6 protein-coding genes are annotated in these 26,240 nt (G+C 48.9%); all 6 read right to left on the bottom strand.

The genetic code is table 11. The features are described from left to right. Positions 1–70: 70 nt before the first annotated feature. Positions 71–2,194, bottom strand: coding sequence for an ATP-dependent helicase (locus tag K5R89_RS22460; protein ID WP_087827328.1), 2,124 nt, complete (start codon positions 2,192–2,194; stop codon positions 71–73). Beyond that, the gene (locus tag K5R89_RS22455; protein ID WP_087827327.1) at positions 2,191–8,532 is read right to left on the bottom strand and encodes a DEAD/DEAH box helicase; all 6,342 of its coding nucleotides are present in this window, start codon (positions 8,530–8,532) and stop codon (positions 2,191–2,193) included. The genes K5R89_RS22460 and K5R89_RS22455 overlap by 4 nt, the downstream gene beginning before the upstream one ends. Next, a complete protein-coding gene (locus K5R89_RS22450; RefSeq protein ID WP_087827326.1) occupies positions 8,532–13,442 on the bottom strand; it encodes a class I SAM-dependent DNA methyltransferase in 4,911 nt (1,636 codons plus the stop codon). Before K5R89_RS22450 ends, K5R89_RS22455 begins: the two co-directional genes overlap by 1 nt. A 2-nt stretch (positions 13,443–13,444) precedes the next feature. Beyond that, entirely contained in the window at positions 13,445–16,303 is a 2,859-nt protein-coding gene (locus tag K5R89_RS22445; protein ID WP_137910614.1) for a DEAD/DEAH box helicase, read from the bottom strand. A gap of 224 nt (positions 16,304–16,527) precedes the next feature. Then, a complete protein-coding gene (locus K5R89_RS22440; RefSeq protein ID WP_217220403.1) occupies positions 16,528–22,854 on the bottom strand; it encodes a DEAD/DEAH box helicase in 6,327 nt (2,108 codons plus the stop codon). After that, positions 22,854–26,213, bottom strand: coding sequence for an STY4851/ECs_5259 family protein (locus K5R89_RS22435; protein ID WP_142293028.1), 3,360 nt, complete (start codon positions 26,211–26,213; stop codon positions 22,854–22,856). Before K5R89_RS22435 ends, K5R89_RS22440 begins: the two co-directional genes overlap by 1 nt. Positions 26,214–26,240: the final 27 nt, after the last annotated feature.

Here is a 26,240-nt window from a genome sequence, read left to right as displayed (position 1 = left end):
CAATAGCCGATATTGATGAATGCTAAAATGCAGATAACCAGAAGCTGTAGCTTCTGGTTATCTGGCTGGGTTACTCGCTTTCAGGCTCCAGTAAAAAACTAGGTTTACCGTAAGATGAAACAAACAGCCCTTTTACCGCACGGGTTGCAGCCACGTGGAGCAGCGCACGTTCATTAAATAATGCATCGCGCTGTTCTACAGGGTCATCAGATGCAATTGCTTTGACTTCCGGCACAACACCATCGTTGATGCCCGCAAGAAACACATACTGGAACTCCAACCCCTTAATGCGGTGCATCGTTGCCATACGCACACCAGGGCGTTGATCACTATCACCACTATCCTGACCTAAATTATAGGTCTCGATTCCAGCATCATTCAGAGCAGAAGCATAACGCTCGTAAGCATGCTTCGTACGAGCGGTAATGCAGATATCCTGGGAACGGACATCATTGGCTAACAACGCCTGAATTTGCTTGATAATCGTCGCAGCCTCTTCTTTAAAATCTGAAGCATGAGTGATCATGGGTTTTTCACCATGAAGCAATGATAAATAATCGTTGCTGGCATCAGTTTCACCATCCAGGTTGTCAACCTTAACGCCGGTTAACAACCCGACAGCAAACTGTCGCGTCTCTTCTGTAGTCCGGTAGTTAATTTTCAGTTTTTTACTACGGCGCCCACGAACGTTAATCCCACACTGACCTAGAACGACTTTATTGCGGTAAATACGCTGATGTCCATCACCCACGATAAAGAGATCGTTAGGAGACTCTGGAACCAGGCTACGAATAAGGGTAAAGGCCGGTGCGCCTATATCCTGAGCTTCATCGACTACGATACTGCTATAAGGCAATTGCACCTGTTTTTCTTTAAACAGAATGATAGCCTCATGCATGGCATCTCCCATCTCTCGCAGTTTGGCTCGCGCCATTTGTGCCCGGAACTCTTCAAACACAGGCCAGATTTTCGCGCGCTGAATACGTGATAACGCCGTGCCACGACCAATACGGCTCACCTTCAGATATTCTTCACGACTGTAAACTGCATTCGGCTGAACAACACGTTGCCACTCTTCAGAATAAAAGTTATCCGGTAATCCCAATTCAGCAGGGACTTGCTGCAAGGCATAGTTCCAGCATTTACGTCGCCCTTCATCGCTGTCATACACCACGCGGAAATCATATCCATGGCGTTTCAGTTGCTCGCTCATCCAGGCATCAATGTTAACAACTTCAATACGCGCCATCTCCTCACGACTACACAAACGCTGGAGGTTGGCCCGAATATCCGCCGCCAGGTTACGGGTGAAGGTTGTGAACAGAACTTTTTTACCGGGTTTATCGGCCAGGCGTTGGGATAACCAACGAGCACGATGCATCGCAACAACTGTTTTTCCCGTGCCTGCACCACCTAATACACGTACCGGACCATTTGCCGGAGACTCCACCAGTTTTCGCTGGCTCGGGTGCAGGAACACACGCCATTTTTCCAGTGGCGCATTGAGCATTTGCAGTAGCTCCTGTTCATTTTCAACGACATGGAAACGACGTTTACTTCGTTCCATCGCCTCAATAAAGTCGTTGGTATCAACAGGCTCATCACGGTGATCGTTAAACTCCTCCAGCACTTCCTGGTAATCCAGACCTTCTGCCAGCCAGTGCAGGGGTTCCCAGGCTTCCGCAGGCATCACACTTTCCAGCTGATTCAGCCCTGCAGTATCTACAAGAGCCATCACTTGCTCAATAAACACAGGAGGAATGCCCAGCGCGAGGATCTGCTCTGCCGTATAAGCAGCAAAGAGTTTGGGTTTATCAACAACGGTCGGCTCGGGGGTAGGTTTGATATAGCTGGTATCAATCACCTGAATCGCACCGGTTACCGGGTGAATCGCACATTCATGTCGCCGCGCCCAGTCGTAGGCTTCGTCGTGCTTATCCACCCACATCAGCATATACAGAGCACCCTGCTCAGGTTTCAGGACGATCCCCCGGTAGGTTTGGTCAATACGCACGGAATGCACATTATTGCTGCGTGCATCGTGGATCTTTTCGTAGTTCAGCCCATTACTCGTCGGATCCTGGCGGAACTTGGAGATAAATTCCTGGACCTTTTTTTGCTGCGCTTTAGGAATCCGCGCAAAAGCCCCCAGAAAACCATCAGAAAGTGCCACCTTTGGCGTTGGAATCGTCATTTGTCACCTCCGGACAGATGCTGCAATGTATTTTCGTCAATTGGCCCGAATGCAACGTGCCAACCCTTACTTGCGAATAAAGCAGTAAACTCCTGATTATCAATAATCAAGGCTTGCTTTTGTAATGGCCAGGCGAGATCGGCTTCTGCAATAATTTCGCCATCGTCATCCTGCAATTCATATCCAACCGTCGGTGCCGATAGTGATAACGACTGAAGCAAAGCGATTTCTTCTGCGCCCAATAAGCCAAACTCAAGTATTTCTGCCCAGCTCTCGTCAGGCTGAATATCCACTACCACCGAAGTCTGTATTTTTACCGTTTCAGCCTCCTGCGGTAAATGAACCGCTTTACGGCTGGTAAATGTCATATCTGGCAGGAACTGCAGTAAATTCACCATCCACCAGAAACCGTTAAATCCGGCTTCATAGCCATTATCCTGGGAATAACGATCGTCAAAGCAAATATGCAGCCTCAACCAATTTCGCATTTGTTCAATGCTTGTCGTTGATTTAATGGCTTGTTGCGGTACAACAGCTGCCAGCTCAATGAACTGTTGTGATGAACTACAGCTATCCAGTAAACCACCAAATACAAAAGGTTCATCAGGCAAAAGTGCATTCAACCGATAAGCGGGAGCGTTCTCCTGCATTTCATAGGCGTACTTTTGTTTGGCTCCGGTATCCTGCGACTTTTTAGGATCCAGCCACACCCAGGCAAAGGCAGCGGCCATTTTCTGCCATAGCATAGTTTTATTACCGGGATCAGAGAGATAATCGAGTAGCAGTGCAAAACTGTTTCTCTCCCGGAATGAACCTTCAAGCGTAGCAAAGTTTGTATCATGGAACAGGTTATAAAACTTAGGCTGTTTCATATCCGGATTATGGCCAAGCCCCATAACATTCTGTACATGTTTAATGCCTTGTTCTTGAAGGTCAGCCCAGGTCAGTGTCCATACCCAAAAATTACCGCTGTCTTTAATCGCCTGCCGTTTTTGGACATCATCCGACACGCTATCTTTATGAAAAGCAAAACCATCTAGGAAAATTGCTACCGGTTTTATCTTTTCTGACTGCATCAGAGGATAGAGCACATAATCTGGTCGGCTAAGGATGCCTACTCCTTCTTTAACCCCTAAATCAACCTGTGCTTTGAGATGCCAGCTCATCGCCGGTTCTGTACGGGTATTAATAATCCAGCCTGCATTCTGATGGGCATAACTCCGGCTCACGAGAAGATTTTTGTTATCCTGCAGGCAGTGAATGAACCGTTTTTCCAGTTCACTCCCCATCATGGCATCAAGCGAAATGTTTTTGATGGAATCAATAACGCGTATAGAAGCACTGGCCTTCAGGATTTTCGCCAGTAAGAGACGCGCCTGATCTCTTGATACATACTTCATACGCCCGCGGTCACGGTAAGCGTAAACACAGCGATAGCAGCCATCTTTATGCGTATCATGGTTGCAGCTGCATTCCACTAGCGCCTTGTAGGCCAGCTCAAGTAATTTCAGCAGGTTGTCAGGTGTACGCATCAATTCTTTGAGTGAGCCGGTTCCCCCTGGTACGGTGTCGTAAATCACCAGATACTGTCGCCAGGATTCGCCTTCATTTTCCGGCTCGCGATACACCACGCCTTTCAGATGATCCACGTTACCTTTGAAGTAATGTTTAAGCCCAAGCTGAATGGCTGCACCCAGGGAGGCTTCCACCACGCGATCGTTGCTGTAGCTGGTCACTGGCAGCAGGATACGCAATGCCTCAGATTCCAGTTGGCGATAAAGGTAGAGATAATCTTCAAACTTCGCTTTTTCGGGTTCAGCGCGATATTTACAGCTCAGGTCATGACGAGGTTCATGATCGCGAGGGCGCTGCACCATGCCGCAGCCGAGGCAAACTTTAAACCCGGTGCGTTTCTTTGCCTCTCCTGCGATCATCAGTTCATTGGCATCATCCGCCATTTTGCCAAAGTTGATATCTCGCAGAGTGACTTTGCTCAAAAACTCAAAGCCAAACGGGATTTCTCCTTCATCAATAGCATAAGCGGCCGATACATCCTCTTTTTCGAAGCTGACCAGTAGCTGTCGCTGGAAGAATGCCGGTTCGCGACTATCGCTCTCATCACTGATCTGGCTGTCACGGGCGCTTGAGCGAGCATAAACCTGGCGAAGCTTCAGTAACGTCGTTTTTTGCCCAGCATCAGCCCAACCTGGTGTGCCGCATTTTGGACAGTATTTATGCTGATCGCCGGTCTGATCGATATTCTCGCTGTAGTTACAGTGGCTGCAAATACGCCAGTTTTCTGGCTCAGACACTTTAAGATCAATCTGTTCGATTTCTACTTTATGCCCGCCCGCATAGAAGTTATTCAACGGGGCAAGTTCAGCCAGCGCCGTTGAAGCCGGACGTTCGTATTCGTAGGTCGTGTTCTGATACTCACGCGTTTCCCCACCGTCCTTGCGCCGCCACAGCACAGAACGCAGCGTAATACCGGCCTCCGGGAAGGCATAGTTGGGAAGTAATCCTTCATCGGTAAGGAAATTAAGCGTTTGCTTGTTATTGATCTGGTTCACCAGCGTCATTAGCGCCTGACGTTCCGAAGTCAACTCGCGCATATCGCTGTCAAAGTTTTGATCGTGCGGATCGCTCTCCAGCTTGTCGATACTGCGCTTGAGTTTATCAATCCGGGAACGCAACGATTTGCGATCTTCCACCAGCAGTTTTAATGCTTGTTCGATACGTTGAACCAGAGAACGTTGCCCTGGTGCTCCTTGCAAATATGACAGGAGCTGTGAACGTGTGTCTTCCGTAAGGTCAGGGAAGATAGACGAGAACTGCTCAGCAATATACACATGATGCTGATCAACATAACGCAGGAAGTTATATGGGAACCCAGACTTGTGTCCAAACTCCAGCTCGTCCAGCATCTGCTTCACATTTTTGCTGATAGCAGATGCCGGGATGCCAGTTTTCACCCAGTTGTCCATGCAGAATGCGGCCAGCTGACGCTCCAGGATAGCCGTTGCGTTCAGGAACACACCAGGGGCCTGTACCTGCCCTTGCATCATCCCCAGAGGCTCTTCAAAGAAGAACTGATCGTGCGGATTCCCCTCAGCCACCGTGATGTTAAGCGCGTTGCCGTCTTTACGCCCGGCACGACCAATACGCTGTAAGTAATTAGCCTGGGCGGGTGGAACAGAACAGAGTAATACCGTAGAAAGGTCACCCACATCGATACCCATCTCCAGCGTCGGTGTTGCCGAAAGCAGGTTGATATTCCAAGGCTGATTACCGCGGTAGAACGATTGTTCCGTAGCCTCACGATCTTCACGGCTCAGTAATCCGGTATGCTCTGCCCCCTGAACACGCGCGATGTCCATATTATCCCAGTGCCAGGTCACTGTATTTTCAGCTTCCTGATAGCGGCCTTCGCAGCGCAGAGAAAGGCATGGCGCGTTTCGCCAGTGCCACCCCTGATCGGCCGGCGCCCGAACAACCTCACGACAGCAAGAGCAGTTTAGCTGAACAACATCGCGGCTCACCACCAGCGCCGAAGGTACTAGCCCCCATGCTTCTTTGCCTTTTGTATCAAAATCTTTTACCAACCCGGCCATTTTCAGTGCCGCAAACAGACGTCGTAAAACCGTCTCTGCCAGGCTGCTGATAAACAGATTATTACCGTTGCTGAGTGTGCGGTTGATCCAATGCTGATACCAGCTGGGGTTGGATTTCGCACCAATCAATCGATGGAAACCATTTATTTTTTCAAACGAGGCATAGGCCGGTTTACGCGTTTTCGGACCAATAGATGGCATATAGCGTGAAGTTCGCTCCTTCTGCGTCATCATAAAGGTCTTACCCTCACGACGATAACTTTCGAACGCCGGATGCAGAACAGCGCCTGCCTGCCGCTGATGCCAAAGAACGCCAATCACCAGGTGTGCCACCTGCTCAACGCTGACCCCAACCATTTCATCACCCAGCTCTTCGACAAGCTGTTGGTGAAGCGCCGTTATCGCTGAATTGAAACGTGCAATATCAATTCCTGCAGTTGCATAACCGGTGGCCTCCAGCGTACGGCCAATTCGTGCGCGTAGGGTAAATTCGCTGTATACCTCCCAGTCGAGACGAAGCGAAACCAGCTCCGGTAAATCGGAAGTCTCAGCCAATTGGCCTTCGTTTTTCAGCGTCTGGTAATCGTTCATCCACTGCATGTTGGGCGCGATGAAGCTCGCGGCAAAATGAGCATCATCCGGTGAACGTTCACGCGTCTGCTGGCAGACGCGTGCCGCAAAGGCATCCAACGGTAACGTTTCTTTTTCACCCAACACGCTGGCGATCTGTCCGCGTACCATCAGCGGCCAGGTTCGGGCGGTAAAGAAACTGGCGCGGTGTGCGGCATCCTGTACCGAGTCAGAAAACGTAATCAGTTTTTTATGTTCGTTGAACTGGCTGCCATAAAGCTGATGGATCATCACCGCCGACAGGCTGGCTGCCTGTGACCCAAGAATCGAAATACCCTGTTTGCTGTTGCAGTACGGGCATTCGTTGGCAAATTCCAGCTCATCCTTACGCTCTTTGAGCATATTCGGGATGAGTACTTGTAGCAGATCAGTATGGCCACAATGCCCGCACTGTACGTTAGTCTGCTTGTTGAGCTTTAAACAGGAAGGGCACAGTTTCTGGTGAACTCCACTGACCGGTTTATCGTTGTTGTCCGGGAAGGCCAGTACAATAGAACGGCCTTTTTCGAAGAACTGACGATAAATACCGTCCAGGTCGGTTTCGAGTTGAACACTCTGACCATGGCGCAGGCTCGCCCAACCGGTAGCATGGCAGTCACGACAGTGAATAACAGGAAGATAATGTTCGCGATCTTCCACCGCGACATCATCGGCAAAAACAAGCTCAGGTGTTTTTGACACGCTGGCGACCAGGCGGCGCATCTCGCGCAACCACAGCTGAGAACGTAGTTGCACAAAGGGCAGAACGGGGCGTGCTTTATTCGCCTGAAGGCGCTTTTCCCAATCTTCCTGTTTTTCTGGAACCTCCAGGCGCGCCTGGGCAATCAGTGCCAGAATGCTTTGCAGCACGCGGGTCGCATGCCCGGCGCTTTCCGCCAGCATCACCTGGAGATTTTCCAGGCACTGCTGTTCCGACAAAATTCCCCCCTGCAAATCCTCAAGGAGTACGTGCAGGATGCTGTGGCGACGTAACAATGCGCCCAACTCAATACGCTTTTCACGTCCGAAATCGCTGTCCAGATCGGCAGGTAATTGCAGTGAACTATCCGGGAACCACAGCGGAATTTGTCCGTTCAGATAGTCTACCGGGCTGGCGTACGTTTGCGGATCCAGCGCAGCGCTGGCATCCTGGCCCGGATACTGACTGTACTCGATGGTATAACCTTGCAGATACTCTGCCGCCGTGTAGCGATCTTCGCGAATAACCGCGTCATCGCTAAACGGCTGATCAAAGATCGTTTTCGCGTAATCGAGTAGTTGTCCCAGTTCGTCACCTACGGTAGCCGACGTCCCCACGCAGGCAAAACGCTTGTCATCGACACCAATATGATGCTTTAAGCGGCGCACCAGACAGGCCAGATCCGACCCCTGCGCACCATCAAACGTATGCAGTTCATCCACCACCAGATAACGCAGCGACCCAGGCTGGTTATAGCGCCAGAGTTTCTGATCGCCGGGGCGCATCAGCAGGTAATCCAGCATCTTATAGTTGGTCAGCAGGATATCCGGAGGATTCTCACGCAGGGTATGTTTGCAGGTGATGACTTTATCCGCAGACATCTTTTTGCTGGGCTCGATTTCACTGTCGCCGACAAACAGGCCGACAGTCACTTTGCCATGTAGTTGCGGATCGCTGGCGATGGTTTTAGCGAAACGGCTGGCCTGATCGGTTGCCAGGGCGTTCATTGGATAAATGATGATCGCTTTAACACCGGCCTCTGATGCCCCAGCACAATGGTTAAGCAGCGGGAACATAAAACATTCCGTTTTACCGGAACCCGTCCCGGTCGCCACCAGCGTCGGCTGAGGCATCTCGATACCCAGGCGCTGGAACGCCTGCGCCTGATGCGCATGTGGTGGGAACGGCAGCGTCAGGTTAGGGAAGAAGTTCAGCGGTAAATCACTTTTACGAAACGGCAGCTGAGCGGAAAGATACGGTCCTTTCAGCAACGTTTCCGGCTGGGACAGAAATTGTTCCAGCATCGAGACGTTATTGTTTTCTTCACCGTTAAACAGCGGGCTGTTAAGCGGAAAGGCAGCCCGTAAAAAGGAAGCAACGCTGTCGGCAACCTGCCGACTAACAACGGAAGGCAGCATCAGGCGCTCTCCTTATCTTGTGCAAAGAATGCCCAGGCCACTTTATAGTCGTCTTCGCGGTCGGGTTTGATAAACGGAGCCTGCCAAATGACGGTTCGGCGCTCGCCTTCATCGCTGCGGGTATAGTCATCAAAAGTGACGCTAACAGTGCCGGTTTGCAGATGCTTGACATCATCCCAGCCAATAGCTTGATCGGTGCAGTCGCCGCCGGTCCAGTCTGGGCTGTCGACATTAAAGACAAAACCGTTTTTCAGGTCCGCTTTACGCGCGGTACGCGGCAGGCCAACGCCCACCAGGCCTTTACTTGGAGTAAAGATAATGCGGCCGTTTTGATCGTACCAGGTATCGGCTTCGTACTGGCGCATCACCGGGAACTGAACGCGATAGATGGTGAGCAGTTCTTCAAGGGTTAACCCTAGCGCCTGCGCCACCAGCACGTCGATTTCTACCAACGCCTGACGGCGGCTGTAGTCGGAGCGTAAAGCGCAGTTACGCTGCCATTCTGGAGTCAGGTTGGCGAAGATATCTTGTGGAAGTTGCGGGAGATTTCGGCTCCAGCGTTGGGTGTTAAAATCTGGGGTATAGCAAGATTGCCAAAGCTCGGAGTAATGCGCTGTTATTACATTATTAACTAAGCCACGAGCAAATAGCCTTGCCCCTACATCTGAAAGCATTGGTAAAATTCTCACTAATTCCGCCCGACAATCGCTTTTACCCGTTGTTTTAATTACAAAGTCAAAAGGTAAGGAATTAAAGCTGGTATTGAAAATCACCAGTTGTTTAGTGTCTTTGAAAGTTAATGAGAATCCCCCATCTATATGGGCTACATCTTTGGGTATAATTGCACCTATAGCAGTTCGCTCCGAAGAACTACCAATGGCTCTTCTATTTATATGACGATAATAATCCGTCACCTTCCTCGGCTCATCTTCACCAGGTTCAGTCCATGTAACGCGTGGAGTACGTTTGACATATTCCTGTGCATCACATGCCGGAATGTAGTTAGTGCGCGGCAAATAGTCGTCGGGCAGAGTTAGCAAGTCCAGGCAGTCATAATGTCCTTTCTCTGTGCAAATTGCTCTCGGCGTTTTATAAAGCGGTGTTCCAACATAGAAGTGCGGACCAGACAGAATCCATTGGGATGCGTCTTCCGGGAATTGGGTATGCCGTTTAGTTGTTCCATCAGCTTGAGCATATGTTTCATCAAACATGACGGTGGAGAAATATTCCCCCTGCAAATCCCCCAGCCGTTTAGGTTGCTTAGCGAATTTTTCAAGTACAGAAACAAGAGGTTCAGCATGAAGCGCAGGGAGTCGAGCTTCAAGAGCCGGCGTTCCCTCTTCATCATAAAGGGTGGCAAATAGTGCAAGCCGTTCCATTCCAACGGTCAAAATACGGCTTTGATGCCCCGCTTCATTCCAGGAACCTGTTTCATCATCTTTAATGCCACCAACTTCACCGGAACCATCATGTGCAAGGCAAAGCTCGATCGTTTTGGCTGAGAAAAGGTTAGCCATATTGATAAAACCGACAAATTGATTCTGTGAAGCCGTATAAATATTAATGCTGAATTTAACCCTGTGACCAATTGGGAAAAGCATATGCTGATTCTGAAACTGAAAATGCGCCCTCAGTCTCGGGTACACTGCCGCACGCAACTGCCCTCCTTTCGGGTCATCATAAATCCCTTCCGGGTGCAGGAACCCTGACACACCTTTCTGCGCCCCAAGGCGCCAGGCCTGCGGCAGGAAGCATTTATACAAATTAGTCTGCACACCACGCAGTACCGGGTAGTTCTGCTGCGCATTCAGGAAGTTTTGCATCCCTTCACAACCTTCATACTCGCTGCGCCAGGCCGCTTCCAGCGCCGGAATCTGATTAAAGGTATCAACACGCAACATCGCCAGCTTCGAGGCGCTCAGCTTACGCAGCACAAACTCCGGCTCGTAGTCGCCCAGCACGCCGGCTTCCTGCCATTCCACTTTCAACCACGGCGGGTTTCCGAGCATCAGGTCAAAGCCGCCGCGCTCGGCAAATAGATCGCAGAATTCTAGATCCCAATGGAAGAAACGGTGCTGCTTTTTCAGCGCATCGACTATCGCCAGACGTGGTAAATGGCGGAACAGCACATCGGTTTTCAGGCGACCAGCACCGGAAAACAGCGAAGACTCTTCACGCACCATGCCCTCGTCGGCAAACAGATCGCCGGTGGCCTGTTCTGCGGCTTCAGTGACTCTTTCCGTGACGACAATACCATCGAGCAGAGTCTCCATCTCCATCAGCCACATGCCGCGATCCGGCAGTTCATCCGCTTTGTCGATTGGCCAGAACCACAGCGCGCACCAGTAGTCCATCACCCAACGCAGTTTCTGATAGCTACTGTTATCTTCAAGGCGACCGCTGAAGGTTTCGTCTTTACTGCTTAAAGAAGAGCGGACTTGGGCCGTGTTATCCGCAGGCCAAACCGGGTAATTGTCGGCGGTTTTCTGGCGCTCGGCTTTCAGCTGCTGACGGAACGTGTTCCAGAGCGCTTCTACTTTGCCGCTAATGCGCTGCACATCGGCAATCTCATGCGGTGCAAAGCTTTTGGTAAACTCTTTGCGCCAGCTGTCCAACGCTTTGAAATCATCCGGATAGCGCTGCTTAACGGTTTTGTCGCTGTAGTTGGCCATGCCGCTGTCCGGCAGCAGGAAGTGGAAAATCTGCTTCTCTTCGCGTGGAACATTCATCGCCAGCTCGGCCGGTTCGCTGTTAAGCCAGCTCGGATCTTTCGCTTTTTTGTAGGTCAGCTCGCTCTTGTTGAACACCTGACGCCGCGCCCCAACCAGCGAGTTGCCGCAGTGCAGCTGGTAGCCAAACCACGGTACAAATGCATCGCCGCTGATGGCGTTCAGCCACAGCGACACTTCCGCCAGCTCCACCGCCACCGGGTTTAAGTCCACGCCGAATACGTTGTTGTCGGCAATGTACATTTTCACCCGTTGCAGCTCCTGGGTGTAGCGATCCTGAGGAATGCGGCGACCTTCCGCCTGCTGTTTGTGGAACAGGTAAGCTTCCGCCAGCTGGTTGATGGCTTCGTTAAGGAACGCCGCGCTGCCCATCGCCGGTTCGCACACGGTGAGGTTTAAGATGGCATCGGCTTTGGCATGCGGATCGGTAATCGGATCAATCTGCTCTTTAAACAGTTCTTTCAGGGCATACTTGACTAACGATCGGGTCAGTACTTCCGGGGTGTAGTAAGAGGCTGATTTTTCGCGGTCTCGCCCGGCCATGCGGTAGATAAAGCTGCCTTTACGGTGAATACGCAGGCTGCCGTCTTTTTCGTAGACCTTCTCATCGTCGTGGTATTTACCGATCTCGTCTTTGCTAACGAAATAGCCAGTCTCCAGCTCGTTAAACTCTTCTCCAGCTTTTTTCACCTCGTAGAGGTCATCACTGGCAAAGAATCCTCGATAGGAGAGCAGCGCTTCATACACTGCACCTAACTGGTTGATACCCAACTGACGATAGGAGATACGCCCCCGGCGGTTGAAACGTCCTTTACCCGGGCGGCTTAACGACATCGCCTGAATAATTTGTTGCAGGGTTTCGTTGCGAAACACCACGCGGTTAAGAATACGGGTGTTACTCGCTTCAAACAGATGGCTTTCAAGGCGCGGTACGCTGAACTGATGGCTATGAATAGTGATCCGGTCGCCGCTCTCCAGGTCGCCCTGCATTTTCACGCCGCCGCTGTAGCCGTCACGCACCAGTTTGAACAGCATATTCAGGCTATCGTGGAAGTAGCGCCCATTGCGATCTTCTTCGCTGGTCAGCGGGATCATCTCCAGATCGCGCAGCGTTTCCAGGCTGTAGCCCTGTAGATAGGTTTTGGCGGTCATCGGCGCATAGCCCAGTTCCGGGCGCGCTTCGATATAGAACAGGAACAACAGACGATACATATACCGCAGGCATTCGCGGCTCAACTCATCCGGGTTAATAGCACGTTTCCCGGTATAATAAGCCAGCTCGTTGTCGATGAGATAACGCATCGCTTCATTACCCAACAGCTCAATGCTCTCACGCAGGGCATATTTCAGATCTTCCGACACGCCAAACGCATGTTTGTGCGAATTGTCATCCAGCGAATCGAGATATGGCGCACCGCTGCCGGGTAACAGCGAGTCTTTGTGTAACAACACCGACGTCGCTTTCAACGTATCCGTTTCACGACGGCTTAAAATTTCTTCAAAATCAAAACGCAGCAGACGGTTTTGCGCCCACTTAGTACGATCCAGCAATAACAGCTGGCGATTGCCAAGCAGCAGTACAAAACGCGGCGGTTCATTTTGCGTGAAGACCACCGTGGAGAGCAGATCCTGCCAGCTACGGTATTCGCCGTTCGCTTTTTTACGCAGACTGTCGCGCTTATGTTTATCGGTATCTGCCGGGAACTGCGCGGTCAGCAGCGACAGCGCCAGCGGATCCAGCGTTCCTTCATCCTGATCATGTGCTTCAACAATCCACAGCCACGGGCTGCCGTCGGTACTGTTGTAACGAGCCAGTACCGGCAAAGGCGTATCGTCATCCAGCATCTGAATGTGCGGATTGAGTTCATAACCCAATGCCTTTAACAGCGGCTGCCAGCGAGTGCGCTGATCGGCAAGACGCTGCGGGATCTGGCGCTGTTTTTCATGATCAGTGAGTTTGCGGAAAAACTCTGTCGCCAGGCTGTTAAGCTGGTTCCACGGCGCGCGGTAGCCCGCCTCAACCTCTTTGCCCAGCTCACGGGCTGCGCGTTCAGCTTCGCGAGCGGCATTTTCCTGGTTAATCCAGGGTTCCAGTACATCGCGGATATCGCTGGTAAAGACTTCGCCCAGATAGTGGTTAGAGTAAAACTCGTTTTCGTTATTAATACCGACCAGCGCCATGATTAGCCCTCCGCTCCGGTGATTACAGCAATAACCTGGATGTAGGGCTCTTTTTCGGTGGTCATGGTGTCCTCAATCCATTGGATGTAGCTGTCAAAATTGTGTTCGATTTCGCGCTGACGTTGTTCTTTGCGGCTCTGTTTCACTGAAAGCTGTTGTTTATTATCGGCAAAATCCAGCTCCAGTTGACTCAGCTGACGCCCTCGCAGAACGTCCAGCTTTTGCAGATGCTCATTGAGCTGCTGATTGATATGCTCCTCAAAAGCATTTCGATCGTGAACAAACACATCCCGCGCATGGGCGATTGCCGCTTCCAGCAGATCCTGCTGACGCTGGTGGTTACGATCTTTACCACCACTGTTAGTCAGTTTGCTTCTCAATTGCGGATGTCGTTTCAGGAACTCAGCAAAGGGCAGGCTACCGCTTAACGTTTCGCGGTTAAAGCTCACCACCAGCCACGGGTTCACCATCGGGTGCGACTTACGGTTCGGGAACAACCCGGAAAGGATGAAATGGTCTTCATCAGGCTCAAACAGGTGCGGCAGGCGCATCACCGGAGCCTGGTGGCGACCAAAGGCAGACTGAATTTTGTCGTCTAACCACTGCACGACCGGGTTAATTTGCCAGAGATACTGCACATCGGGCCAGGCATGTTGCTCACCGCGCGCACGCGAAATGGCTTCCGTGATAACGGTTTTGTCCTGGCTTAGATAAAGCTGCCAGTTTTCCGGCGCAATTTCCGGCGGTAACTGGTTAAAGCGACGGCGTAACTCCTCCGGTGCGACCAGCGATAAGGTGTTATCAGGCAAGGTATTGTATTGCACGGTCTGGCCGCAGGCCTTCAGATAGCCTAGCGCTTTTTCGCAGTATGCCTGCTCATTATCAAACAGACTAATGTCGCTTTCGGTCACGATCGAAGCATCGCTGGACACTGCGCTGCAGATTTCGCCAAACAGGTCGTGTTCAGAATTTTCAGTGACATTGCTATTCAACAGGTCGTCGAACAGGCTGGCGCCATCGTCCTGCATCATGAATTCAGCAACCTGCTCTTCTTCCTCTTCCTGCGTAAATTTGCCAGTAAATTCGGAGCTGTCACCGATATTCTTCTGCGCCTGTTCGTCTTTATTGATCAGCACTTCCAGCACACGCATATCACCGTTGATCTGCGGTTCACTGGCTTCAGTCAGCAAGTAACGGATCTGTGGCTGGTGTTTTTGTCCGTAGCGGTCAATACGTCCGTTACGCTGCTGGAATACCATCAGCGACCACGGAATATCGAAGTGAATCATTTTATGGCTGAGGTGATGCAGGTTGATACCTTCAGACGCGACATCCGAGCAGATGAGCAGGCGTAACGGAGACTGGGATTTGCCAAACGCTTCGACGGTTTCCATCAGAACTGTATCGCCCTGATCGCCTCGCAACGTGGCAATTTGATCGTCTTTCAGCTTGAGATCGGAGCGCAGTTGCTGCTCAAGGAACTCGAGCGTTTTGATACTCTCGGTAAAGATCACCAGACGATCTTCCGTGTTATTCGCTTTCCAGCAGAGATCGTTACGGATGGTCTCCAGCAACAACTGATACTTGCTGAACTGGCTGGCATCAATATTATTGAGCGCCAGCAGCAGTGACTCTAATTCGTTAATCTGGCTCTGACTGTTTATTTCTTTGCAGTTCTCAAGCCGCTTCAGGCGGTTAGCCACCACGCTGGCACATGCCATTGGACTGGAGAACAACGCTTTTTCGAGCGTAATTTTGAACAGGCGGCCTTTATTTGACCGCGAGTCTTCATCATCATCGTCACGGAACTGGCTCTCAACCAGCCGACGATAAGCTTCTTCTTCGGCCCCGGTTGCCGGGTGCGTGAGTTTGACGATATTACGTTCCGGAAACTCGCCAGCCATCTGATCTTTCACGTCTTTTTTGAAGCGACGCACAACCAGATTTTTATCGGCAAAATCGGCGTATTCATACTCTTTCGGATTGGCAATGGCCGTCGGGTCGAGCATATTCATCAGGCTGGCAAAACTTTCAGCCTTACCGTCATGCGGCGTAGCTGAAAGCATAATCAGCGTATCGCTGCGCCCGGCGAGCAATTTTGCCAGTTTGCTGCGCAAAGAGCTGGTCCCACGTTCAGCGACATTATGCGCTTCATCGATAACAATAATATCCCACCAGGCGTTTTCCAGGTGATGGCGATATTCGATGTCCTGTTTCAGGGTATCGATGGAGATAATGGTCTTATCGAAATAATGGAACGGGTTGTGGTTGGTTGGGATGCGGTTACGCACCTTTTGTAAACCAGCGGAGTCAAGCCGCGTCAATGGAATAGCAAAACGGCTCCAGAACTCTTTCTGGAATTGCGTGAGCATGGATTTAACCGCCAGCACCAGAATGCGTTTGCCACGTCCACGGCGAATCAGTTCTGAAACCAGGATACCGGCTTCCAGCGTTTTACCCAGCCCTACCGCATCAGCAATTAATATCCGCTGACGCGGCTGCGCCAGCGCCATGCGCGTGGGATCGAGCTGAAATGGCATGGAGTCCATCGCAGCCTGATGTCCAAAATGGACTTTGCTGTCAGTCGGGACGCGTTGGCGTAGCTGGCTCTCTATGTACAATTGAGCCGCCTGGTAATTGGCCGACTCATCTTCCACCAGATTTGTTTTTGCTGGATCGAGAATCTCGACTTTTTGCTCCAGCTTTGTTAGAAACAGCCCTTCTTTACCGCGTACCAGCTCCGAAATACCATCACAGGTCAGCAGGTAACCACCATCTCCGCTGTCATCCGCCCGGCGAATGCGCCACTCTGCATCACGAATAACCACCCGCATTCCAGGTGCATAATTTTGCTTATTCATCGGTTTTTCTGTCTGTATGAGGCAGTGGTGATAACACTATCCCGAGCGATATGTCGCTGCACACTGCGATAAAAAAGGGGGCTTTAAAGATAACATGAAGGGCCGCGTCAGGGGGTATAAAATGGAATGTAATGCGCAGAAATCACGTATAAATTTCAAACAACGATAGTTAAAAAGTGAGCTGAGTCAACTCCCCCACACTGAGTCGGTGGGGGAGAATTCGTTTAGCCTGCGATGATATAACTCTTCAATCCATTATCCGGGGCTATAACCAATGCCCGGCATGTTGCCAGGCGCTCGACCTGATTCGGTATTCGTCCTGAAAAATCGAAGAATGTGTCACCTGTACAACGCCAGTAACTCAGTCCCATATCGAGCAACACATAATGTTCACTGCCATCGCTGAAGGTCACGGTCAGTTCACGTCCGTGATCGGTGTTCTGATTATCTCCTGCTAACCATGAGATTTTCCCTGACCAGGCTGGCCCAAGGTAGCCCTCTTCCAGCAACGTGGTCATAACTTGCTGGCGATCCTGCTCATCAAGCCATGCGTTATAGAGTGAATCGTGTTGGCGAGAACTGTACTCTAACTTTTTAACTGAAACAGTGAGTTCGGCACGTTCTGCCAGCCCCTGTTCAACCAATTCCGTCAAAATTTCACCTAACAAACGTACAGTAAATGGGCTATTGAGATAACGATCACTATAATGGACGTGAGTAATTTCGCGTCCATTAGTAAAAACCTTCTTCCAGCCAGCATGCTGCTGAGCTATCAGTGCCCAGAAACGCGAACCAAAACCTTCCACCTGACCGTCAAGTTGTTGGCTGAGATTGATGCGTACCGCCCCGGCGGGCAATGCTGGCAGTAAGTCTTCTGCACTCAAAGTCTGACCCGAGAATGTTTTTCTGGACGCCCCTTTAATCGTCACTACCGGCGATGCCGAGCTTTGTCCCCATAATTCACCGGGCGAAACGGTGGCACTGTCGGCAGCGGCCCACTGTTGGGTTTGCCCCTCACGAGTGACCTGTGCCAGTAAGTGCCCATTCCCTTGCACAAGTTGCGCAGTGTCTATAGATTTCACTTGCAAGCATTCACCCGGTATCGCCGCTAGCGCGGAAAGCTGATGTCTGGTGCTATCAGCTAAGTTTTCCAGCTGCGTGGCAATCAGCAACTCAACATTGCCCCCAGAGGAAGCAAACTGGAGTAACTCTTTAAATAATGGCCATTGCGCAAAACTCCACTGTTCCTGCGACCCAGCAAGAACCAACGAGCAAGAATCATAAACCTCGCTGTTCAGGCATTGCGCAATACGCAAACTGAGTGGGTTGGTTTCAACCCGACTACTTTCTCCGAAGTACTGATATTCTGGCGCGAGATTAAGCCGCTGTAGACGAAGATTAGTGAGCAGGGTTAATGCCTGGTGACGATCTAATTTGCCGACATAATGCTGACTGTCGTAGCTGAGCAAGCAGTGGTGGCAGAATTTATCACAGCTGCAATCGAGCAATTTTCTGGCGTAATTAAAGACATCCGACCAATTATCGATCAATTGCACTGCATAACCCGCACCACCAGCATTATTATCGTAAATAAAGATAGAATATCCAGTGAAGCCATCGATATCGCGCGCTTGCTGTGTCGTCACGCCCAGCTCAGTATTTTCGATACCCAATTTATGCGCTAATCCTTCACGCAAAGCAACCGCAAGGGAACGCGCGGCAACATCATCCCTGATCAGTAAGCCACTATCATCACTGAGTTGCAGCTCAACCATATCTGTACGGCTGCTATATCCCAACCACAGATCTTTATGAACATGACCGTGGCACAATTTATTGTTCCCCTGCCGATCATTACTACCGCCTCTCAACAGGTAGTGTGTATTTTCCTTCTCCGGGTTCTTTAGATTCTCCGGAGTACGCTGGGGCTGGGTTTGAGATTCTGCCCGGCCACAGGAAAGACAAATTGCGTAGCCATGACCAATTTCACCCTCACTAAAGTGGAACAATTCCCCGCTATGACTAAAACGGTAACGTCCGAGTCCAGCATCGGGTAAGGAGACCCATACCGAAGAAGGTACAAGAACACGAGGATCTTTCCAGGGAAGTTGCGCAGGCATGGATACATCATTATGTGCCTGATAACGAATGTCTGTCGCGAAACCGACAGGCTGTAAATACCGCTTCACATCAAGCTGCTGTATATCTGCCTTGCAGTGGCAACATTCGACAGGCCGGGTGGCGCTGGTCGCTCCCGCGCCGCATTTACGGCAATGCCAGAACCACGGAATATGATGATCGCCAGACAGCTCCTGCCCGCTGGCAAGTACTTTACCAAGCATAATACCCGAGGAACGATATACTTTTCCGCCCAATACCACATCAGCACCAGGAGCATATTCACGTAATGCTGTGGGCAGGTCACGGCTGGGCAGTTTTTCAATGCGGCGAGAAAAGTTTTCTCCCCCTTCATTAGGGTCAGCCTGAGTGGCTTTTATTGCGCGACGTCTTTCCAGTTCATCCGCAGTCAGATAATTGAAATTGACCACGCCAACCGGGAAACCATGACCCGGCAGGAACGCTTCACTGATGAGTTTAGAAAACAGATAAGCACCGCGATAATCACGAAGCTGATAAGTGATTGCTTTGCCTGCTGGCGTTTCTTCCCACGCGCTGTTATCTGCTTTCAACGCTTCGATGTTTTCCAACAGTATGGCAAGTTGGCTTCTCCAACGAGTATCAACCAGCTGCATCATCGTTTGCGTACGAGTCAAGAGCTGTGGCGGCGTCAATGACATCAGTACAGTTCCCTGGGTAAGGCGTTTAAGTTTATCCGCCAGCTGATCGGCCTGATGATTTAACCAATGGAGAAAACGAAGACACTGGCTCTCATCACCTTCAAAGAACCATTTACAACTCAGTTTTGTCGCATCAGGAACTTCAGCCCGTAAAAACGCACCTAAAACCAATGCGTTAACATGCCGCTGAACAATACTACTGCTACCAAAACGAACCCGTGGGGCACTCGCAACGGTGTTGAACGCCCAGAGAGGGTCTTTGAATACCTCCATTCCATGCGCGGTGTTTTTACATAACGTAATGGCGGCAGATGCGCTTTCACCGCGACGGCCAGCACGGCCAGCACGCTGCAAATAATTCGCCGGAGCCGGAGGAACGTTATTCATCGCGACCAAACTCATACCACCAATATCCACGCCCATTTCCATGGTCGTGGAACAGTTCAACACATTGACTTTCCCTGCTTTAAATTGTTTTTCATTAAACTGGTTCTTCTCTGGTGTTCGCTGCGCTGAGTGTTCCTCCAGACGATACCAGCTATCTTTCAGGGCCAATCGATCACTGCGAGTAGACCATACCCCCTCCTCCCGAGCATGTTGAATGCGTTCATTACATTCCAGCCAGTGCAGGCGCTCTTCTCGCGCCATTTCTCCACCACCAGATAAACGCCAGTGACGCGCAGGAAGCTCAGGCATTTCAATCAATACAGCTTTTTCAGGTGCTATCTCTTTGCTACCTGGTAAATACGGAGAATAACCCAATAAAGTGACATCTAACGCACGGCGAGTATAGGGGCAACGCCAGACTTGCTTTGGACTGTAAAATTCAGCTTGTTGTTTAATGTCCAATTGATAACCCGATTCAAACTGACGCAGGCATGGTCGAATAGCTTCCCAGACCTCATTCATTAAGTAATTAACCAGCGCTTTCCAGTGAGCCTGCTCAGGCTGTATTGCCGGAAAGACAGCAATTAATAGCTTAATGACCCGGTTATAATGACGATCGCGTATTTGTGGCCAAAGTTGATCACGTTTCTGCCCTTTGTATTTTTTATCTGGCCCCTGCAGCATTTTTACCGGGAAACGTGCACCCATCCAGCGAGGGTACTCCTCGTTTTCGTAAAAAACGGCACTGTTTTCACGTATAAAGAAATCAAGGGTAATCTTCAATAAATTACGCCATTCCGGTAATTGCTTATCGGGGTCGGGTAATAATGTCTTCCAGTCCTGCGGGCAGGTTGTGACTTTATCAATAAATGGATAGTGAATGGCCACCAGCCCCAGACTTTCGAGGGTCCAGGCATTTTTAGGGCGGCGACCAAACTCACTGTATAAACAAAAATCAGCAAACTGTTGTTTAGTAAGCTCAAGTCCAGACAAGTCTTTAAAACTGCCTCTCATTCTGTCCGCAAGATCCACACTGCCAACAAGTTGTTCAGACAGAGTTTGCCACGACATGGTTTTCTTCTGCTGATTGCCTGAATTGACGAGGAGTATTTGCATTGCTTCAGCATGTTCCTGACTTAAGGAACTAACCATCGGCTCGATAATTCTAAGCGCCTGAACGTCTGCTGGGCTAAGCTTCTCATTCGAAACCATCGCTTTTCTCAGTGCGTCGATGGAATTTTTTAACGGAGGGATAGAAAACTGGGTAATAAAACTCTCTAACAATGCACAATGTGCCGGACTGAGCTTTACTGATGGCTCATTAATATTTGCCAGTTCCTGATAACAAAGGGTTCGTAACGTAGCTTTATCTGCGTCCTGCTGTAATCGGGCAGAGATACGGGCGGTTCCCTGACGTGAATCCGTAAAGGTGAGCAAACGTCGACCATTAAACGGTCCTAACTGCTCTTCTCTTGTTTGCGGTAAAGGCGAAAATTCAAGCAGAGTAGGAATAATTTCATTTAAAAAAAAGGGTGCACCGAGTCGAAGCGGACGGAACAAAGGATTATTTTTCCGTTGGGTGTCACCACAACAAACACAAGCAAAGGAATTATTGCGTCCCTCACCTCGAGATTCAGGTCTTAGCAGATTTATCTCATAGTGCTTTTGCGCCTCGCGGTCGATTTTACCCGCCGTCGCTTCCTCCAGTGAAATGATATATTTTTCACCATCGCTCGCTATAAGACGATCAAATTGGGAGTTATTTTCTAATTCGTTGTTATCTTCATCTTCAGAATAAACATCGAGATCAAGAGCAAACTCATCCTCTTCGGCAGCAGAAGGTTGCGCCACCAACCAGCTCGTTCCATCACCGCGCACTTCCTCCTTGGCAGACAAATAAGCTGAACCACACCCGGAGCAACGTAAGATTTCAAATACAGGCGCACCACAGTCACAATATTGGCGTTGTTCAAACCATACCTGACCAAATGGCCAGTCACTCTCACCTAATTCACTCGCTTTATGTGCGCATTGTTTATTTGAACATGCCCATAGGCCCGCGAGTGTTCGGATAAACCCATGCATACGTAATGGCGTAAAAGCTAGTGAAAATTTAGATTCACCCTCTCGCGATTTCGCCATCAGATCGAGAAGCTGCAGCAGCTCACGGTGATTAATGTCTGGCCAGGTTCTTCTGGCAACATTGAGCAATTCACTCAAACGTACCGCCAGGCGTCCGGGGCGAGTTAACGCCTGACGCAATTGCTGGGCCACACGGTAATGGCACAGCTGTTGGTAAAGTTCCTGAGAACTTAGTGAGTTAAGAGATGCTAAAGATGTGGGATATTCATGACGAATAAGAGACTCCGATATCGGCGGTATTTGTCGATAGCCGCGAACTACTTTTACATCACGTTCTGTGACCCCCGCGAGATCGGCAACAAATTTAGCAAGTTCTTTATTACCTTCAGGAGAATCTTCACCAATAGTGGCCGAGGTAGCAATGATTTGCACAGGTTTATCTGTACCAGGTCCAACATTGAAGGCCTGCATGACGCGACGTAAAAGCAGCGCTAATTCAGCTGCCTGAGAGCCAATATAACTGTGAGCCTCATCAAGGACGATATACTTCAGCATTCCCTGGGACTTTTCAATGACAGGGGCATCTTTGCGACGAATCAGCATATATTCCAGCATCGTGGTATTCGTCACCATGATGGACGGTGGGGCTTCATAAATGGCTTCCCGACTCAATGCCTGTTCAGGTACTTTGAGCTGGTCTTCCTGAACTTCATATTTGGTATGCCGGGTTTCGCCATTATATAGCGCAAAGCGTATCTTCCCTTTAAACCCGCGAGTCCACTCGCGAAGCCGCTCTTGCTGACTATTTATTAGCGCATTCAACGGATACAAGAAAATAGCCTGCGTCCCTGTTAGTGACTGCCGGGTCAAATTTTGCTGACGAATAAGATCTTCCAGCACCGGCACCATAAAACATTCTGTTTTTCCTGACCCTGTACCACTGCTCACTAATAGGGACTGCTTGTCTTCAAGAATCGTTCGCCACGCAGTTAGCTGATGACGAAACGGCACTGGCGCATTGCTCAAAGCATCAACCAGCGGGCTGGAGATCAGTTTGTCACGCAAATCCTCCATTGTTTCATCCGCAGGCATCCAGCCAAAAGTACTTTCGAATACCGGATCTGCAAGCAGTGACCCCCCCAGACCTGGAGGCTGGAAATATTGAGATTCCAGATATTGACTCAACGACTTGCTCCGCAATGCCAGCTGACTTACCACCGACCTCACCGCACGCTGATGAAGCTGATTTAGAAGTGGCGCATAATGCAGTTGCTGAACGTTCATCAATGACATACTCCTGCTTGTTCAAAATAATACTGATAGATAACCCCCAATTGCTGCGGGGCTTGCTGATAGTGAAATTCAAAAAGTGCAGTTAGCTGATGCATAAGTTTATTATTTCTTTGGGAAAGCAGCGCCGCGACTAACATCAAATTAAAACGTTTTTCAAAACGAGTGTGATATGTGTTTTCGATCCAAAATTTATTAAAAACAGATTTAAGGTCTGGAGTAATAGCACTATCCCAAAGCTCTTTAGAAAAAATGCTGACACGTCCAAAACTATCTGGGTTTCTTAATAACATCTGTTTGGCATCATTAAACTGCTCGCGGCTTACAGATGGCAATACAGTGCAACCTGCAGGTAATATCTCACTATGTGTAAGCAACATATTAGCGATGGGAACTAATCGACGATCGATATGCGCTTGATGATTTATAAATGCAATAAATGGCTGTAGTATATTTAATGCAAATGCCTTATCATTAATCTGTTTTTCCAGAGAATACCAACACTGTTCAAAGACATCTTTCCATATTGAAACAGGAATCCATCCCCATGAGAAGGGTAATTCCTCCTGTATATCATAAATAGCATCACTATCCCCAGAAAGACATGATGATATTAACAACTGAACAACCACGCAATAATTACTCGAAATTTCTCTAAATAAATCCAGTTCCTGCAAAGGCAAGCTATTATTCAACTTATATTTTTTAATGTACTCAACCAACAAATAACAAGAGTTTTGCAAAGGATTATTTTTCATTTCCAAAAACAGCGCATTACAATATTCCTTGCGTTGTTCTGGCGATGCGTTGCATATAGCATTTAGAAATAAATCATCTGTCTGTAATGTAGGTAGCATCCATTTAATCACTGGTGCAATACGAATTGCACCATCAATTTTACCCACAATTAACCATGGGCCACCTTGATTATTCAACGTCGAGAAATCATAACCAGACTCATCTTTTTTCAGCAGGACTGTGCATAAGTCAGGAGTATTAAGAGAAATGGCTTCAACAACCATGTCGTCTATTTTATGGTAAGGAAAAACAATAGAATCTTTTATATCAACCAGCAATCTTTCATCACTCTCAATAAAACGGCCATCGTAGCGTTTAATATTGAGTGTTGTTTTGTCCTTACCAAATCTGTCAGAGTAAAAATCAACACGTAATGTACTATCATTTTTCCATGCACATACAAGCATGGCGTTCAGCAGATTATAATTCTCATAAAGTGAAATCTGTTGCAATTTTTCATTACGGCCAGATAACAATGGAATATCCGCATGTAAATAATGAAATTTTTCAGACATCGGGTTTTCATCCAACAACTCGATATTAAGATATCCTTTCCCGGCACAAGATATTGTTAACAGCTCAGCGTCCACGCCATGCAAATGTGCTATAGATGCAACACCGTCAAAATGAACAGAACCATCATTACTTACAAACCGTCCACCGCTAACGGGCTTAGGTAATAACAATTTAAGATTAGAACCATCTTTCCAGGATACTCGTAAATTGATGGTGCTCTCTAGTATCTGTGATGAATTACAATCAATAACACACTCGTTTTGCAAATAATCTGATTTAAGTGTTACTTTTTCATTGTTTGAATATTTATCAACCCTTGCATCCGTTATACCAGAGAGTACAATAACTCCTTTCTGAGCAGTCTCGGGAATAATTTGAATATCGAAATCTGCTGGCAAAATCACAACTTTACCGCTAAATAAAACCTCACCATTGACTATTCGCCTGACTTCTATCTGCCCTTTCGGCATTACTGATGCGACAGAAAACCAGGAGTTGTTACCTGAACGAATGGATCGCCAAAAAAGTTCGTTCTCTGGGACAATGCCATGCTGCATATCCTTTTTCCAGCCGATCTTTGGCCAGGCACGATGGACAGGATAATCAGATTTTACCAGATCGATCTCTGTCGGTTTTATATAATACTCAATCGCAGAATCATAAAGTTGCTGCGTGCGAATCGTACAAACTGCGCCATCATTTAAAACAACGCTGAATACTCCGCTTATTTTAGTTAAGCTACGTTCACTATTTTTCAGCAACCTCGGGATATCAAACTCACCTTCTCCACTAATATCCAAATGACTATTTGTCGGTAGCGAAATAAAAAGAGAGTTTTGCCTGGAACTAACAGAGCCCATGCCGACAAGTTTTAACTGCGACTCGCTCTCATTCATCGCTTCAAAAACCCATGGTAAATCTTCGGTAAGCTCATAACCCCCTTTGGGAATTACGTGACCTAGCAGAATCGGCCCTTCATGGAGCGACAACGATATTTCGGCCATCGCATCTGCCCCAGAGAGTTTTTGCATAGCGAAGGGTAATAACTCTACTCGCCAATCTTGCTGTTCATAACGGCTTAGCATTGCCAACCGGGCCCCACCATTTCTCCATTTTGCAGAAATGATGAGTCGTGTCTGTTCCGGCTGAATATTGCTTTCAAACAGGGATATTAACTGTTCAGTACGCATTGTGGCCGGAAATCGAAACCGGGCATCGCAATACCAACTGTCATCAACATCAACCCATATCCTTTCAACCAGCACATTGCTTGATATACGGGGCTCTGAAGATTGAGAAAGTAATCGTCTTACAATCTCTGAGGCATTCTCTTCCGGGAGTACCAACGGAAGTTGAAGATGCCAGTCAGGATATTGTTTTCGTAGTGAGGAAACGGGGTCCTGACCATGAGTGGGATGCTCATTGAGTAACGTATGAAGTGTCTCGCAAAATTCACCAGCTATTTCATAGACGAGTTCATTTTGCATTGTCGCAGGAATAGTATCGCCCAGTTCTTGTGCGATTATTTCCGCAGGACGCCTTGACGATTGCCCACGTAGTGCCTGATAAACTCGTTTGAAATAGGTTATTAAATAGCCACTTTCATTTTCAATCATCCGGATGGGCAAACCGCCTTCGCAAGCCAGAGTATGCAGATAACCCGATGCTTGACCCAGACTTCTCACCTTTCTTTTCCAGTAACGAATCCCATCATTTACCAGCTTTTGCCGATGTGCGTAAGGTACCTTCCAGCCAATCGATTCTAAAATAACGTCCCATCTTGGATGTCCTGCAGTATGGTTACGGCGGATAAACTCAGCGGCGTATATGCTGAACAAAACATCACTGTAAGAAATGAATATGGTTTTGGGGTAGTTACGTGGAACATGGGCACGAAGAAGAGCAGCCAAACTTTCATACTCTGCATCATGACAACGGTAAGCATACAGCGCCCTCCCATCAGCTCCGGGTAATGAACGACTGCTAAAAAACGCATTGAGCCATCGCAAAAGTGGGTTAACTGGAGTTTTCACAAGCAACCTGCCTTCGATTGATACAATTAGTAA

It is taken from the genome of Klebsiella sp. TF21-TM, assembly GCF_019753495.1.
Classification (GTDB): domain Bacteria; phylum Pseudomonadota; class Gammaproteobacteria; order Enterobacterales; family Enterobacteriaceae; genus Klebsiella; species Klebsiella quasipneumoniae.
The sequence above is the reverse complement of the archived record's forward strand: the minus strand, read 5'-3'. Positions and strand labels throughout refer to the sequence as shown.

What these genes read in the sequence shown, in the direction of transcription:
- K5R89_RS22460 (WP_087827328.1), bottom strand. Translation starts at nt 2,194, where the DNA reads ATGACGATTCCAACGCCAAAGGTGGCACTTTCTGATGGTTTTCTGGGG.
- K5R89_RS22455 (WP_087827327.1), bottom strand. Translation starts at nt 8,532, where the DNA reads ATGCTGCCTTCCGTTGTTAGTCGGCAGGTTGCCGACAGCGTTGCTTCC.
- K5R89_RS22450 (WP_087827326.1), bottom strand. Translation starts at nt 13,442, where the DNA reads ATGGCGCTGGTCGGTATTAATAACGAAAACGAGTTTTACTCTAACCAC.
- K5R89_RS22445 (WP_137910614.1), bottom strand. Translation starts at nt 16,303, where the DNA reads ATGAATAAGCAAAATTATGCACCTGGAATGCGGGTGGTTATTCGTGAT.
- K5R89_RS22440 (WP_217220403.1), bottom strand. Translation starts at nt 22,854, where the DNA reads ATGAACGTTCAGCAACTGCATTATGCGCCACTTCTAAATCAGCTTCAT.